This is a genomic window from Ramlibacter sp., assembly GCF_035554825.1.
GTDB lineage: Bacteria > Pseudomonadota > Gammaproteobacteria > Burkholderiales > Burkholderiaceae_C > Ramlibacter.
In genome coordinates this window covers 14882-29694 of sequence record NZ_DATMHS010000100.1, presented here as the reverse complement: position 1 = coordinate 29694, position 14813 = coordinate 14882, and the positions used below count along the sequence as shown (strand labels likewise).

The window sequence follows — 14813 nt, the reverse complement described above, 5'->3', positions numbered from 1 at the left end:
ACGAGCTGGCCAAGGGCTTCGGCTTCTTCCAGAGCAAGCCGGCCACCGCGTTCAGCCCGGTGGCCGTCACGCCCGACGAGGTGGCCGATGCGTGGCAGGGCGGCCGCCTGCACCTCACGGTGCAATCGACCTGGAACGGCCGCCGCGTCGGCATGTGCGAGGCCGGGCCCGAGATGACGTTCCACTTCGGCCAGCTGATCGCGCACATCTGCAAGACGCGCAACGTGCGCGCCGGCACCATCGTCGGCTCCGGCACGGTGAGCAACAAGGGCGTAACCACCAACGGCCGGACCGAATGGCCCAAGGGGTACAGCTGCATCGCCGAAAAGCGCGCGATCGAGACCATCCAGGACGGCCAGCCGGCGACCGCCTTCATGCGGCACGGCGACACCATCCGCATCGAGATGCGCGGTCGCGATGGCCAGAGCATCTTCGGCGCGATCGACCAGAAGATCGCGCCGCTCGCCGCCTGAGGCGGGTTCGCCGGCGCGCCATGGGCGATCCGTTCGATCTGGAGCGTTTCGTGCAGGCGCAGGCGCCGGTGTACCGGCAGGCGCTGGCCGAACTGCGCGCCGGCCGCAAGCGCAGCCACTGGATGTGGTTCGTGTTCCCGCAGCTCCAGGCGCTCGGGCGCAGCGCCACGGCCTGGCACTACGGTCTGGCGTCGCTGGCCGAGGCGCAGGCCTACTGGGCTCATCCGCTGCTCGGGGCGCGACTGCGCGAGTGCAGCGAAGCGGTGCTGAACGGCCCGGAGGCGGACGTGCGCCGCCTGTTCGGCTCGCCCGACGATCTCAAGTTCCGCTCGTGCCTGACGCTGTTCGAGCGCGTGGCGCCGCAGGCGCCGGTGTTCCGCCGCTGCCTGGACCGGTTCTACGGCGGGGCGCCGGATCCGCTGACGCTGGCCGCGCTGTCCGCCGGCGACTGACCGCGGCCTGGTGAGGGGCGCCGCGGCCGCCGCCGGGCCCTCAGAGCCGCAGCCACGGCGTGCCGGTCTCTTCCGCCTGCGCCTTGATCAGCATGTCCAGGAAGCTGTCGCACCACCAGTGGACGTCGAACTCGCGGATGTTGGCCATCAGCGCCTGGTGCCGCGCGCGCCGCTCCTCCACCGGCATTTGCAGCGCCAGGTGGATCGCATTCGCCGTGGCCTCGACGTCATAGGGGTTGACCAGCAAGGCTTCCTTCAACTGCTCTGCCGCGCCGGCAAAGCGCGACAGCACCAGCACGCCCGGATCCTGCGGGTCCTGCGCCGCGATGAACTCCTTGGCCACCAGGTTCATGCCGTCGCGCAAGGGCGTGACCAGCGCCACCCGGCTGGCCCGGTACAGCCCCGGCAGCCGCGCGCGCGCCACCGTGCGGTGGATGTAGCGCACCGGCATCCAGTCGAGTTCGCCGTAGTTGCCGTTGATCGACCCGCACAGGCTCTCCAGCTCGTGCAGGATGTCGTTGTAGGCGCTGACGTCCTCGCGGCTGGGCGAGGCGATCTGGATCAGGGTGGCGCTGTTGTGCGTCTCCGGGTAGCGCTGGAGCAGTTCGCGGAAGGCGCGCAGGCGCTGCGGCAGGCCCTTCGAATAATCCAGCCGGTCGACCCCCACCAGCAGCTTGCGCCGCGAATACTCGCGCCGCATCCGCTCGTACATTTCGCGGCCTTCCGGCGCGTTGCCCAGCGCGGTGAACTCGTCGACGTCGATCCCGATTGGGAAGGCGCGCGCCTGCACCGTGCGGTTGAAGGCGCGCCAGCGGCCTTCGCCCAGGTGCTGGGCGTGGGCCTCGGCCTCGATGTAGCGGCAGAAGTGGCCGTGGTCGGCCTGGCTCTGGAAGCCGACCAGGTCGTACGCGAACAGCGCCCGGATCAGCCAGTCGTGGCCGGGGATCGCCGCGAGGATCAGCGGCGGCGGCAGCGGGATGTGCAGGAAGAATCCGATCCGTTGCGTGCAGCCCAGGGCCCGCAACTCCGCGGCCAGCGGGATCAGGTGGTAGTCGTGCACCCAGATGATGTCGTCTTCGCGCAGCAGCGGCTTGAGCTTGCGCGCGAACAGCTGGTTCACGCGCCGATAGCCGGCGATGTAGCCGGCATCGAAGTCGGCGAGGTCGAGCCGGTAATGGAACACCGGCCACAGCACGCCGTTGGAATAGCCGACGTAGTAGGCGTCGTGGTCCTCGCGGCACAGGTCGACGGTCACCAGCTTCACCGGGCCGGCCTGGTGGCTGCGCATCTCGCCTTCGCCGGGCCGGCCGCCTTCGGCGGCTTCGACGATCTTGCCGCTCCAGCCGAACCACAGGCCGCCGGTGTTGTTCAACACATCGGCCAGCGCGACCGCCAGTCCGCCGGCCGCGGTCTTGCGCGGATCGGCGATTCGGTTGGAGACGACCACCAGCCGCGGCATGGCCCTCCTAGATCACCGAGTCCCAGCGCGCCGACAGGCGCACCGCGGCATTGATCATGCCGACCATCGAATAGGTCTGCGGGAAGTTGCCCCACATCTCGCCCGTGACCGGGTGGGTGTCCTCCGACAGCAGCCCCAGCGGGCTGCGGCTTTGCAGCATCACCTCGAAGATCTCGCGCGCCTGTCCCTTGCGGCCGATTCGCGCCAGCGCGTCGATGCGCCAGAAGGTGCAGATGTTGAACGCGGTCTCGGGCTTGCCGAAGTCATCGGGCGCCTCGTAGCGCCGCATGTACGGCCCGTCGCACAGCGACTTCTCCAGCGCGTCGACGGTGCTGATGAAACGCGGGTCGCTCGGGTCGATGAAGTTCACCTCCGCCATCAGCAGCACGCTGGCGTCGAGGTCGCGCCCGCCGAAGCTCTCGGCGAATGCCTGGCGCTGCTCGCACCAGGACTCGCGCAGGATCCGCGCGCGGATGGTGTCGGCGCGCTCGCGCCAGTAGCGATGGCGGTCCGGCAGCTTGAGCGTGGTCGCCACCTTCGCCAGCCGGTCGCACGCCGCCCAGCTCATCAGGGCCGACGAGGTGTGGATGCGGGCGCGGGTGCGCAGCTCCCACATGCCGGCATCGGGCTGGTCGTGCACGCGAAAGGCCTGCTCCCCGACCGCCTCGAGGTAGCCGAACTCGGCCAGGCCGGCGCGGCGGAACAGGCGGTGGTCGTGGAACGCCTGGGAGGCGCCCAGCACGATGTTGCCGTACACGTCGTGCTGGAAATGCTCCTGCGCCTGGTTGCCCACCCGCACCGGGCCCTGGCCGCGATAGCCGGGCAGATGCTCCAGGATCGCCTCGGGCAGCTTCTCCTCCTGGCCGATGCCGTACAGCGGCTGGATGTGGCCGCCGCCCGAGCGCACGATGATGTTGTTGAGCCAGCGCAGGTACTCCTCCATGGTCGCCACTTCGGAGATGCTGTTGAGCGCCCGCACGACGAAGAACGCGTCGCGCAGCCAGCAGAAGCGGTAGTCCCAGTTGCGGCCGCTGTGCGGCGCTTCGGGAATGCTGGTGGTCATGGCGGCGACGATCGCGCCGGTGTCCTCGAACAGCGACAACTTCAGCGTGATGGCCGCGCGGATCACCGCCTCCTGCCACTCCAGCGGCAGCGACAGCGAGCGGGTCCACGACCGCCAGTAGCTGGCGGTCTCCTGTTCGAAGGCGCGGGCGGTGTCCTCGATGCCGGACACCAGGGTCTCGTCGGGGCCGAGGATGAAATTCATCGGCCGGTCGAGCACGAAGCAGGTCTCGGACAGGATGTAGCTGAGCGGCGCGTCGCTGTTCAGGCGCAGGGTCTGGCTGGCGCCGACATAGCGGATGTGCGTGCTGCCCTGGGTCACGGCCGGCGCCTGGCGGCCCCAGTCGAAGCGCGGCCGCAGCAGCACCCGCAGCCGCGGCGAGCCGGCCAGCACCTGGACCCGGCGCACCAGCGTCAGCGGCCGGAACATGCGGCCGCGGTTGAAGAAGCGCGGCGCGTAGTCGGTGATCTCGATGCCCTGGCCCTGGCCGTCCCACAGGCGGGTATGCAGGATCGCCGTGTTGGGCTCGTACGACTGCTCGCTGCGGGCGAAGTTCTCGAGCTCGAAGCTCCACAGGCTGCCGCTGTCGCCCGGGTCGAGCAGGGCGTTGAACACCGGATCGCCGTCGAAGCGCGGCAGGCAGCACCACACGATGCGGCCGCGCTCGTCGATCAGGGCGCTGTAGGCGCAGTTGCCGATCACGCCAAGCCTGAGCGACGGCTCCACGGGGGTCGCCGGAGCGTTCATGCGCGCACCTTTCCGGCCTTCGCGGCCACAGCGGTTTGCAATTGGTCGCGCAAGGCGGCGGCCGAATCCAGCCGCTGCCACGCCACGCTCGGGCCGTCGCCGACCTTGATGCCCAGGCCGTTGAGCCGCTGCACGGTGGCGAAGCCGACCTCGTCGGTGCAGTCGTCGCCGATGAAGACCGGCGCCCGGCCGACGAATGGCGGCTCGCGCAGGAAGGCCTCGATCGCGTGGCCCTTGCTGGCGCCGCCCGGCTTGGCTTCCACCACCATCTTGCCGCGCAACAGCGTGAGGCCGGGCGACTGGGCCACGGCCGCTTCCATCGCGTCGACGCACAGCTGCTCGAGCTCCGGCGCCTGGCGGTAGTGCAGCGCCAGCGAGCCGCGCTTGCTTTCCAGGCGCAGGCGCGGATGCCGGCTCGCCAGCGCGGCCGCGACTTCCTCCACATGCTCGAGCGGGTGGGTGTGCAGCAGCGTCATCTCGCCGCTGGCGCTGCGCCGCTCGGTGCCGTGCACGCCGGCAACGGGCAGCCGCAAGGGGTGCAGGAACTCGTCGATCTGGGCGATCGGGCGGCCCGAGATCAGGGCCAGCGCCCCGCCGAGGTACTCGCCGAGCGCGGCCAGCGTCTGCAGCAGCGGCCGCGGCACGGTGACGGCGTCGGGCTGGGGCGCCAGGTCGACCAAGGTGCCGTCGAAATCGAGGAACAGCGCGGACGATGGGCGCAGGATGTCCACAAAATTCATGGTGTGTGACCGTAGCAGGACCACGGCCCAGGAACCAGTCCGGGCCGACCTCTGGCTGCGTAGGACGCAGCCTACCGCCGATGGGAGGTTTCTGCCGGGAGCGCGGGCATCGGCGGTCCCGCAACGGCCGGGGATAATGGGGCTTCTCCTCTGGGATCCGCCATGACCGCTCGTCGCCGCCGCCTGCTGTTCGCGTCCTGCCTCGTTGCCTGGAGCGCGCTGGCGCAGGGTGCTTCCGCCGCCGCGCCGGCCGCGGCCGAGGCCGGCCCGCCGCCGCGCGTGGAAGCGGCCTGGGTGCGCAGCGCGGTGGCCGGACAGCAGGGCACCGGCGCCTTCATGAAGATCACGGCGCCCCGGCCGATGCAGCTCGTCGCCGCCGAGACGCCGGTGGCCGGCACCGCGGAAGTGCACGAGATGAAGCTGGAAGGCGACGTGATGAAGATGCGCGCGATCGCGCAACTGGAGCTGCCGGCCGGCCGCACGATCGAGCTCAGGCCGGGCGGCCACCACCTGATGCTGATGGACCTCAAGCAGGGACTGCCCGCCGGCTCCATCGTGCCGCTGACGCTGGTGTTCCGCGATGGCGCCGGCGCGCAGAGCCGGGTCGAACTGAAGGTGCCGGTCGCGATCAAGCCGCCCGCCGCCGGCGCGGCCCACGGCGCCGTGGATTCGCACAAACATTGAGCTCGCCGCCGGCCCCGCGTCGCCCGCCCTTCGGGTAAGCTGACAGCATCGGGACAACGGGAGGTGGTGCGATGGGCGAGCAGCGGCAGTCCGGCTTCGGCCAATTCATTCCCGGCTTCGATTTCCTGCAGAACCTGGCCCAGGGCGCGTCGGCCTCGCTGCCGCAGCTGCCGAACCTGTCGAACTGGGTGGCACCCACGCTCGACGTGGCAGAGCTGGAAAAGCGCATCGGCGAGCTCAAGGCCGTGCAGTTCTGGCTGCAGCAGAACACCCATGCCCTGAACGCCACCATCCAGGCGCTCGAAGTCCAGAAGATGACGCTGGCCACGCTCAAGGGCATGAACTTCAGCATGCAGGAGGTCGCCGAATCGATGAAGGTCCAGCCGCAGGCAGCGGGCGCGGCCACCAGGGCGAGTGCGCCACGCGCGGCCAAGGGTGCGGCCGGCCCGGACGCGCCGGCGGGCGGCAAGGCACCCGGTGACGGCAAGGTGGTCGACCCGCTGCAATGGTGGGGCGCCTTGACCCGGCAGTTCCAGGAGATCGCGGCCAACGCGATGCAGGAGGTCGCGACTTCGACCGAGGGCCAGCCGGCCGCCGGCGCCGCGAAGCGTCCGGCCAAGGGCGGCGCCGGCCGCGCCGCCGCTGCGAAGCGGCCGCCACGCAAGCAGACTTCGGGGTAAGCGACGGTGGCCGAACTCAAGCTGTTCCCCAGCGGGCACGCCACCCATCCGCAGTGGCCGATGGCGGCGGGTCTGGTGCTGGCGCAGCTGCGGGCGCAGATGGCGCTGCCGGACCACGCGGCCAATCCGACGCTGGGACTGCTGTACATCACCGACCACTACGCCGCCCACGCCCAGGCCATCCTCGACCACCTGGGCGCCGAGCTGCCCGAGGTCACCGATTGGGCCGGCACGGTGGGCGTGGGCGTGTCGGCTTCCAATGTGGAGTATTTCGACGAGCCGGCGCTGAGCGTGATGTTGTGCGCCGTGCCGCCCGACCAGTACCGGGTGTTCTCGGGCGTCGCGCCGCTGGCCGTGGGCGACGGCATGGGCTTCGAGCCGCACACGGCGCTGGTGCACGCGGACGCGGCCACCGCCGACCTCGCCGAGCTGATCGCCGAGATGGCCGAGCGCACCACCACCGGCTACCTCTTCGGCGGCCTCGCCTCCAGCCGCACCCAGGCGCTGCAGTTCGCCGTCGGCGGCAACGGCAACATCAAGGGCCAGGGGCGGGCCGGCGGCGTGTTCCGCGGCGGCCTGTCGGGCGTCGCGTTCGGCGAGGGCGTGGCCCTGGTGTCGCGGGTCACGCAGGGCTGCCATCCGGTCGCGCCCGAGCGGGTGGTCACCAAGGCCGACGGCAACGTCATGCTGGAGCTCGACGGCGAACCGGCGCTCGACGTGCTGCTGCGCGACACCGGCATTTCGCTGGACCGGCCGCAGGAGGCGATGGCCGCCTTGCGCGCCACGCTGGTGGGCCTGACGCCGCGCGGCTCCGACCTGGTCAGCCGCACCGGCGACTTCGGCGCCGACGTGCTGGTGCGGCACATCATCGGGCTCGACCCGGCGCGCAACGCGGTCGCCGTGGCCGACCGGGTCGAGCCGGCCATGCGGATGGCGTTCTGCCAGCGCAACGCCCAGGCGGCGCGGGCCGATCTGATGCGCATCTGCGCCGAGATCCGCGAGGAACTGGAGCCGCAGGAGATGAGCCTGCCGGTCGCCGCCGCCCTGGCCGCGCCCGAGGCCGGCGCCGGGCCGCATCCGGCGCGCCGCATCGCCGGCGCCGTGTACGTGAGTTGCGCCGGCCGCGGCGGGCCGCATTTCGGCGGTCCCAGCGCCGAGCTGCAGATCGTGCGGCGCGCGCTCGGCGACGTGCCCCTGGTCGGCTTCTTCGCCGGCGGCGAGATCGCCCGCAACCACCTGTACGGCTACACCGGCGTGCTCACGGTGTTCTGCTAGCGGCGCAGCGCCCGGAACGCCGAGAACTCCCAGCTGCGCATTCCCAGCAGCAGCGTGCAGGCCTCGCGGTTCTTCTCCGGCAGCTTCTGGTCGGCCTGGTGCTGCTGCGCGAAGTCCTGCGCCAGCCGCTGCAGGCGGTCGCGAAAGGAGGGCGCGACGCCGCGGCTGACGGACCCGTGCACCAGCAGCAGCCCCTCCGATTCGCCGTCGAAGCCGCCGGCGAAGTAGTCGAGCAGCACGTGTTCGCGGAAGTACTTCATCACCGCGCCGTGCGGGCGCCAGCGGAAGGTCTTGGCCAGCTTGAGCCGGTAGCGATTGAGCGGCCGCAGCTCGATGATGCCCAGCCGATCGAGCTGCGCGAAGCACCTGATGCACTCCGGCTCGCTCAGGCGGTAGCAGCCGGTGATCTGCTCCAGGGTCCACTGGCTGAGCACGCAGATCGCGCACAGCAGCAGCTTCTTGTCGGCCACCACGGCCCGTTCCTGCTCCTGGGTGAGCTCCCTGAGCAGGGGCTGGGCGTCGGCGACCCGCCGGGCCAGCTCGGCGAAATCGAGCTTCAGCACGCGGCAGATCGCGTCCAGGCGCGACAGGGGCATGTCGCCGCGCGCGAGCATGCGCTTGACGCTGGACTCCGCCATCCCGAGGGCCCGCGCCAGATCGGCGTATGTCATCTGCGCGGCCTTGAGCTCCTTCTTCAGGGCCACGACGAGATCGGCGGTCGTGCTCATGTCGGTATCGTATTCCGATACCGAAAGGACCGATAGAGCGAGAAGTACGCAATCTGCTGTACCGGGCGGCAGCTCCTGTCCACACTGGGCCACCTTGATCGAAGGAGCGGACATGCAACCAACGAATGCGCGGACGCGGGAGACCGCCTTGACCATCGGCACCCTGGCGGTACTGGCCATCGCGCTGTGGGGGCCGGCCATGGTCCAGCCCCCGGGCGCCCATGACCTCGCCGGTCAGCGCGCGCTGGGCGGCGTGCCCTTCGCGCTGGACGTGGGCTCGAGCCTCGCGCTCGCCGCCGCCGCACTGGCCGGCTGGCGCGCCGCGGCCAGCCTGCCGCCGCGGACCATCAGCAACATGCAGCGGGCGATGGCCCGTCTGCTCTTCTCCGGCCTGCTGCTGACGGCGGCCGGCTGCGCCTGGTACCACGCGCATCCCGACGCCGCCGGACTGGCGCTGGCGCGCACCATGCTGGGCGTGGCGTGGGCGGGCCTGTTGGGGCTGGCCGTCGCCACCCACGTGAGCGAACGGGCGGCGGCGGCGATCGGCCTGCTGGCCTTGCTGCTGGGGCCGCTGGCGGTGCGGACCTGGTTGACCACCGGCAACCTCCTGCCCTGGTCGGCGCTGCAGGCCGGCGGCATCATGCTGGTCAGCTGGCTGGGGCTGCTGCGCCAGCGCCACGGCGCGCCGCACGTGCGCTGGCCGCTCGTGGTCTTCGCGCTGCTCGCCGCCAAACTGCTGGACCTGAGCGACCGCGAGGTGTTCGGACTGTCCCGCGGCTTGGTCTCGGGGCACGCGCTCACGCACCTGGCCATGGCGCTCGCGGCAGCCCCGGTGGTGGCAGCGCTCGGCGGCAAACGGCCGCGCGGTGGGCCGGGCTGGCGGCCGGGACCCAGCCGCATCGGCTCGCAGCCCTTCGGCGACGCCTGAAGCCGGTCAGACGCCGCGGGCGCGGTCCTGGCGGAAACGCTGCACGAACGCCGGAAACGCGCCCGCGTCGAGCGCGTCGCGGACCTGCTGCATCAGGTCGAGGTAGTAGTGCAGGTTGTGGATGGTCGCCAGCATCGGCGCCAGCATCTCGCCGCAGCGCTCCAGGTGATGCAGGTAGGCTCGCGAAAAGCCGCCGGCGACGCTGCCGTCCGGGTTGGTCGTGCCGCGGCAGGTGTAGCAACCGCAGGACTCGTCCAGCGGCCGCTCGTCGGTGCGGTGGCGCGCGTTGCGGATCTTCAGGTCGCCGAAGCGCGTGAACAGGTGGCCGTTGCGCGCATTGCGCGTGGGCAGCACGCAGTCGAACATGTCGACGCCATGGCCGACGCCTTCGACCAGGTCTTCGGGCGTGCCCACGCCCATCAGGTAGCGCGGCTTGCCGACCGGCAGCCGGTGCGGCGTGTGGGCCATGATCCGCAGCATGTCTTGCTTGGGTTCGCCGACGCTGACCCCGCCCACGGCATAGCCCGGGAAATCCATGTCGACCAGTGCCGCCAGCGATTCCTCGCGCAGGTGCTCGTACATGCCGCCCTGGACGATGCCGAACAGCGCGTTGGGGTTCTCCAGGCGGGCGAACTCGGTCTTGCAGCGGGCGGCCCAACGGCGGCTCAGCTCCATCGAGAACCGGGCCTCGGCTTCGGTGGTGATGTGGCCCTTGGTGTCGTAGGGCGTGCACTCGTCGAACTGCATCACGATGTCGCTGTTCAGCGCGGTCTGGATCTGCATCGACACCTCCGGCGTCAGGAACAGCCGGTCGCCGTTGACGGGCGAGGCGAACTTCACGCCCTCCTCGCTGATCTTGCGCATCTCGCCCAGGCTCCAGACCTGGAAGCCGCCGGAGTCGGTGAGGATCGGCTTGCGCCAACCTTCGAACCGGTGCAGGCCGCCGAACTGCCGCAGCACGTCCAGGCCAGGGCGCATCCACAGGTGGAAGGTGTTGCCCAGGATGATCTGCGCGCCCATTTCCTCCAGCGAACGCGGCGTCACGCCCTTGACGGTGCCGTAGGTGCCAACGGGCATGAAGATCGGCGTCTCGATCACGCCGTGGTTGAGGGTGAGTCGGCCGCGGCGCGCGTGGCCGTCGGTCTTCAGAAGTTCGAAGTTCAGCATATCGTGAGGATGTCGGTCAGCGCCGCGAGCAGCTGTTCGCACTGGGCGCGCGTGCCGATCGTGATGCGCAGGAAGCGCTCGATCCGCGGCGCCGCGAAATGGCGCACCAGGATGCGGCGTTCACGCAGCAGTTGCAGCAGCTGCGCGCCGCCCAGCACGGCGTGGGCCGCGAACAGGAAGTTGGCCCGCGACGGCACGACCTCGAAGCCGAGCCGCGCGAGTTCGCCGGCGAGCCACTCGCGCGTGGCGATCACCTCGCGGCGGGTGCGCTCGAAGTGCGCGTGGTCCTGCAGCGCCGCCGTCCCGCCCGCGATCGCGAGCCGGTCGAGGGGGTAGGAGTTGAAGCTGCCTTTGACGCGCTCCAGCGCCTGCAGCAGCCCCGGCTGGCCGACCGCGAAGCCCACCCGCAGCCCGGCGAGGCTGCGCGACTTCGAGAGCGTCTGGGTGACCAGCAGGTTCGGGAACTCGGCCACCAGCGGGATCGCGGATTCGCCGCCGAAGTCGACATAGGCCTCGTCCACGAGCACGACGGAGGCGGGATTGGCTTCCAGCAGCTGGCGGATGTCCGCGCGCGCGAGCGCCCGTCCGGTGGGCGCGTTGGGGTTGGCCAGCACGATGCCGCCGTTGGGCCGGGCGTAGTCCGCCAGCCGGATGCCGAACCGCGCGTCCAGCGGGACCGTCTCGAACGCGATGCCGTACAGCCGGCAGTAGACCGGGTAGAAGCTGTAGGTGACGTCCGGAAACAGGATCGGACGCTCGTGCTGCAGCAGCCCGAGGAAGGCGTGCGCCAGCACCTCGTCGGAGCTGTTGCCGGCGAAGACGCAGTCCCGGTCGATGCCGTGCACTTGCGCGAAGGCGTCGCGCAGGCGCGTGCTGTCCGGGTCCGGGTACAGGCGCAGGTCCTCGTTGGCCGCCTGGCGGATCGCCTCCAGCGCGGCCGGCGAGGGCGGAAACGGGTTCTCGTTGGTATTGAGCTTCACCAGCCCGGCGATCACCGGCTGTTCGCCCGGCACGTAGGGCCGGATGTCGCGGATGCCCGGGCTCCAGTACTGGTCCATGGTCCTGGTCACTCCTTGGCGGGCGCCGTCCTGGCCAGCAGCATCGCGTCGCCGTAGCTGAAGAAACGGTAGCCGGATTCCACCGCGTGGCGATACAGACCCATGGCGTGCTCGTAGCCGGCGAAGGCGCTCACCAGCATCAGCAGCGTGGATTTGGGCAGGTGGAAATTGGTCAGCAGCAGGTCCACCTCGCGGAAGCGGAAGCCCGGCGTGATGAAGATGTCGGTGTCGCCGCTCGCCTGGCCGCTCCTGGCCCAGGATTCGAGCGTCCGCACGGTGGTCGTGCCCACCGCGACCAGGCGGCCGCCGCGCGCGCGCAGCTGGGCGATGGCGCGCTGCGTCGCCTCGGGCACCTCGTACCACTCGCTGTGCATGCGGTGCTGCGCGATGTCCTCGGTCTTCACCGGCTGGAAGGTGCCCGCGCCGACGTGCAGCGTGACACTGGCGCGCTGCACGCCCCGGGCATCGAGCGCCGCCAGCACGGTCTCGTCGAAGTGCAGTGCAGCGGTGGGTGCGGCAACGGCGCCGGGACGGCGGGCGAACACGGTCTGATAGCGCTCGGCGTCCTGCGCCGTGTCCGCGTGCTCGATGTAGGGCGGCAGCGGCACGTGGCCATGCTGCTGCATGAGCGCATGCGGTTCGCCGTCGAACGACAGGCGGAACAGCGGACCGTCCGGATCGGGCCAGCGACCCAGCAGCGTCGCGGTGAAGCCGCCGTCCATGCGCAGCGTCGTGCCCACCGGCGGCTTCTTGCTCACTTTCATGTGGGCCACGACCTCGCGGCCGGCGAGCACCCGCTCCACCAGCAGTTCCAGCCTGCCGCCGGTCGGCTTCTGGCCGAACAGGCGGGCCTTGATCACCTGCGTGTCGTTGAACACCAGCAGGTCCTCCGGCCGCAGCAGCCGGGGGAACTCGCGAAAGGCCCGGTCGGCCGGCGCGGCGGCGGTGCCATCGAGCAGGCGCGAGCCGCTGCGCTCGGCGGCCGGGTGCTGGGCGATCAGTTCGGGGGGGAGGGCGAAGTCGAAGTCGCCCAGGGTGAAGTGGCGCATGCGCTTGAGGGCTGAACGAGCCCGTGCCAAGTGAAGAAGGCAGAATTGTCCCATGCCCGAAACCAAGGCGCTGTCGCCGCCCCGCCAACCGCGAGGGGGCACCAGGGTTTCCGCCCCGCCCGCGGGCGGGGCCGCGGCGCCGGCGCGGCCGACCGGTCCGCAAGCCGCCTTGCAGAAGATGGGGCTCGCCCGCGACATCGACCTGGCGCTGCACCTGCCCCTGCGCTACGAGGACGAGACCCGCATCGTCATGCTGCGCGACGCGCGCGAAGGGGAGGCGGCGCAGATCGAGGCGGTGGTGACCTCGTGCGAAATCGCGTATCGCCCGCGGCGGCAGCTGCTGGTGACGGTGGACGACGGCACCGATACCTGCCTCCTGCGCTTCTTCACCTTCTATCCATCGCAGCAGAAGGCGCTGGCGCCCGGCAGGCGGCTGCGCATCCGCGGCGAGTTGCGCGGCGGTTTTCTCGGCTGGCAGATGGTGCATCCCTCGTGGCAGGCCGCCGGCGGCGAACTGCCGGCGGCGCTGACACCGGTGTATTCCACGGTGGCCGGCCTGCCGCAGGCGTACCTGCGCAAGGCCGTGCTCGGCGCCTTGGGCCGGGCCGACCTGTCCGACACCTTTCCGCCGGGGGTCAGCGATACCCTGCAGCCGCTGGTGTGGGGCCTGCGCGAGGCGCTGTCCTTCCTGCACCAGCCCGCGCCCGACGTGTCGCTGGCGACGCTGGAGGACCGCAGCCACCCCGCCTGGCAGCGCCTGAAGGCCGAGGAACTGCTGGCGCAGCAGCTCTCGCAGCTGGAAAGCCGGCGCGAGCGGGCGGCCCTGCGGTCGGCGGTGCTGCGCGCCAAGCCGGGGGGCCTGCCCGAGCAGCTGCTGGCGGTGCTGCCGTTCACGCTGACGGCGGCGCAGCGGCGGGTGGTCGACGAGATCGGCGCGGACCTGGCACGCGTGGTGCCGATGCACCGCCTGCTGCAGGGCGACGTCGGCTCGGGCAAGACGGTGGTGGCCGCGCTGGCCGCCGCCGTGGCGATCGACGCCGGCTGGCAGTGCGCGCTGATGGCGCCGACCGAGATCCTGGCGGAGCAGCATTTCCGCAAGCTGATCGGGTGGCTGGAGCCGTTGCTGCAACCCGCCGGCTTGCGCGTCGCCTGGTTGACCGGCGCGCAGAAGAAGAAGGAGCGCACCGAGATGCTGGCGCTGGTCGCCAGCGGCGAGGCGGCGCTGGTGGTCGGCACCCATGCCGTGATCCAGGACCAGGTGCAGTTCCGCAGGCTGGGGCTGGCGATCATCGACGAACAGCATCGGTTCGGGGTCGAACAGCGCTTGGCGTTGCGAAGCAAAGCCCGCGCCGGCAGCGACGCGAAGCCCTCCTCCTCCACGGCCGGCGATGCGGTGAAGCCCTCCCCCACGAGGGGGAGGAACGGGGAGGGGGGGCGTCCCAGGACGCTCGAAGAGGGGGAAAGCGCGCAGCGCGAACCCCATCTCCTCATGATGTCGGCCACGCCGATCCCGCGCACGCTCGCCATGAGCTATTACGCGGACCTGGATGTCTCCACCATCGACGAGCTTCCGCCGGGCCGCACCCCGGTGATCACCAGGCTGATCGCCGACAACCGGCGCGACCAGGTGGTCGAGCGCATCCGGGCCCAGGTGGCGGCCGGCCGCCAGGCCTACTGGGTCTGCCCGCTGATCGAGGAAAGCGAAGCGCTGGACCTCACCAACGCGCGCGCCACCCACGAGGCGCTGGGCGCGGCCTTGCCCGGCGTGATGGTGGGCCTGCTGCATTCGCGCATGCCGGCGGCGGAAAAGAAGGCCGTGATGGCGCTCTTTGCCGGCGGCCAGATGGGGGTGCTGGTGGCGACCACCGTGATCGAGGTCGGCGTCGACGTGCCCAACGCGTCGCTGATGGTCATCGAGCATGCCGAGCGCTTCGGCCTGTCGCAGTTGCACCAGTTGCGCGGCCGGGTGGGGCGGGGCGCTGCCGCGTCGGCCTGCGTGCTGCTCTATGCCAGCGGCGACGGCGGCCGCCTGGCCGAAACCGCCAGGGCCCGGCTGAAGGCCATGGTGGAGACCACCGACGGCTTCGAGATCGCCCGGCGCGACCTCGAGATCCGCGGCCCGGGGGAGTTCTTGGGCGCGCGCCAGTCGGGCGCGCCGCTGCTGCGCTTCGCCGACCTGTCCCTGGACGGCCGCCTGCTCGAATGGGCCCGCCAGCTGGCGCCGCTGATGCTCGATCGCCATCCCGACCTGGCAAAGCGCCACACGGCCCGCTGGTTCGGAGGAAAATCGGCGTACTTGAAGGCGTGACC

At 71.0% G+C, this 14813-nt stretch carries 14 protein-coding genes; 7 read left to right on the top strand and 7 right to left on the bottom strand.

Going from position 1 to position 14813, the window contains the following annotated elements; all coding sequences use genetic code 11:
• Together VNT59_RS12230 and VNT59_RS12225 are read left to right on the top strand one after the other, a co-directional pair.
• On the top strand, positions 1-473 hold a 473-nt coding region (locus VNT59_RS12230; protein WP_325498681.1), incomplete at its 5' end, for a fumarylacetoacetate hydrolase family protein.
• A 20-nt stretch (positions 474-493) separates the two neighbouring features.
• On the top strand, positions 494-925 hold the full coding sequence (locus VNT59_RS12225) for a DUF1810 domain-containing protein (protein WP_325498680.1): 432 nt from the start codon (positions 494-496) through the stop codon (positions 923-925).
• Between the two features lie 40 nt (positions 926-965).
• Here the strand turns inward: VNT59_RS12225 and otsA are convergent, their stop codons facing one another.
• The 3 genes from otsA to otsB are packed head-to-tail and all read right to left on the bottom strand — an operon-like array spanning position 966 to position 4934.
• Entirely contained in the window at positions 966-2384 is a 1419-nt protein-coding gene (gene otsA, locus VNT59_RS12220) for an alpha,alpha-trehalose-phosphate synthase (UDP-forming) (RefSeq protein ID WP_325498679.1), read from the bottom strand.
• Between the two features lie 7 nt (positions 2385-2391).
• Positions 2392-4194 carry a glycoside hydrolase family 15 protein gene (locus VNT59_RS12215; protein WP_325498678.1) on the bottom strand — a complete coding sequence of 601 codons (1803 nt, stop codon included), beginning with the start codon at positions 4192-4194 and terminating at the stop codon, positions 2392-2394.
• Positions 4191-4934 carry a trehalose-phosphatase gene (otsB, locus tag VNT59_RS12210; RefSeq protein ID WP_325498677.1) on the bottom strand — a complete coding sequence of 248 codons (744 nt, stop codon included), beginning with the start codon at positions 4932-4934 and terminating at the stop codon, positions 4191-4193. The genes VNT59_RS12215 and otsB overlap by 4 nt, the downstream gene beginning before the upstream one ends.
• Before the next feature lie 162 nt (positions 4935-5096).
• Between otsB and VNT59_RS12205 the strand changes: the two genes are divergently transcribed.
• The 3 genes from VNT59_RS12205 (at position 5097) to VNT59_RS12195 (ending at position 7573) form a co-directional block, all read left to right on the top strand.
• Positions 5097-5618, top strand: coding sequence for a copper chaperone PCu(A)C (locus tag VNT59_RS12205; protein ID WP_325498676.1), 522 nt, complete (start codon positions 5097-5099; stop codon positions 5616-5618).
• A gap of 71 nt (positions 5619-5689) precedes the next feature.
• Entirely contained in the window at positions 5690-6298 is a 609-nt protein-coding gene (locus tag VNT59_RS12200) for a PhaM family polyhydroxyalkanoate granule multifunctional regulatory protein (RefSeq protein WP_325498675.1), read from the top strand.
• A gap of 60 nt (positions 6299-6358) precedes the next feature.
• Positions 6359-7573 carry an FIST signal transduction protein gene (locus tag VNT59_RS12195; RefSeq protein WP_325498683.1) on the top strand — a complete coding sequence of 405 codons (1215 nt, stop codon included), beginning with the start codon at positions 6359-6361 and terminating at the stop codon, positions 7571-7573.
• On the opposite strand, the gene VNT59_RS12190 is transcribed toward VNT59_RS12195, so the two are convergent.
• Positions 7570-8301 (bottom strand): helix-turn-helix transcriptional regulator, encoded by a 732-nt coding sequence (locus tag VNT59_RS12190; RefSeq protein ID WP_325498674.1) that lies wholly within the window; start codon positions 8299-8301, stop codon positions 7570-7572. The two genes, VNT59_RS12195 and VNT59_RS12190, sit on opposite strands and share 4 nt — an antisense overlap.
• Positions 8302-8413: 112 nt before the next feature.
• Between VNT59_RS12190 and VNT59_RS12185 the strand changes: the two genes are divergently transcribed.
• On the top strand, positions 8414-9229 hold the full coding sequence (locus VNT59_RS12185; RefSeq protein WP_325498673.1) for a hypothetical protein: 816 nt from the start codon (positions 8414-8416) through the stop codon (positions 9227-9229).
• A gap of 6 nt (positions 9230-9235) precedes the next feature.
• Here VNT59_RS12185 and tgt read toward each other — a convergent pair whose 3' ends face one another.
• From tgt to queA, 3 genes are read right to left on the bottom strand one after another with little or no spacing between them, the layout of a single operon-like run.
• Positions 9236-10396, bottom strand: a complete 1161-nt coding sequence (gene tgt / locus VNT59_RS12180; RefSeq protein WP_325498672.1) for a tRNA guanosine(34) transglycosylase Tgt — start codon at positions 10394-10396, stop codon at positions 9236-9238.
• On the bottom strand, positions 10390-11454 hold the full coding sequence (gene hisC / locus VNT59_RS12175; protein ID WP_325498671.1) for a histidinol-phosphate transaminase: 1065 nt from the start codon (positions 11452-11454) through the stop codon (positions 10390-10392). The genes tgt and hisC overlap by 7 nt, the downstream gene beginning before the upstream one ends.
• An 8-nt stretch (positions 11455-11462) precedes the next feature.
• Complete coding sequence (gene queA, locus VNT59_RS12170) at positions 11463-12503, bottom strand: tRNA preQ1(34) S-adenosylmethionine ribosyltransferase-isomerase QueA (RefSeq protein ID WP_325498670.1); 1041 nt, start codon at positions 12501-12503, stop codon at positions 11463-11465.
• 52 nt (positions 12504-12555) lie between these two features.
• Here queA and recG point away from each other — a divergent pair, with 52 nt between their 5' ends.
• The gene (gene recG / locus VNT59_RS12165; RefSeq protein ID WP_325498669.1) at positions 12556-14811 is read left to right on the top strand and encodes an ATP-dependent DNA helicase RecG; all 2256 of its coding nucleotides are present in this window, start codon (positions 12556-12558) and stop codon (positions 14809-14811) included.
• Positions 14812-14813: the final 2 nt, after the last annotated feature.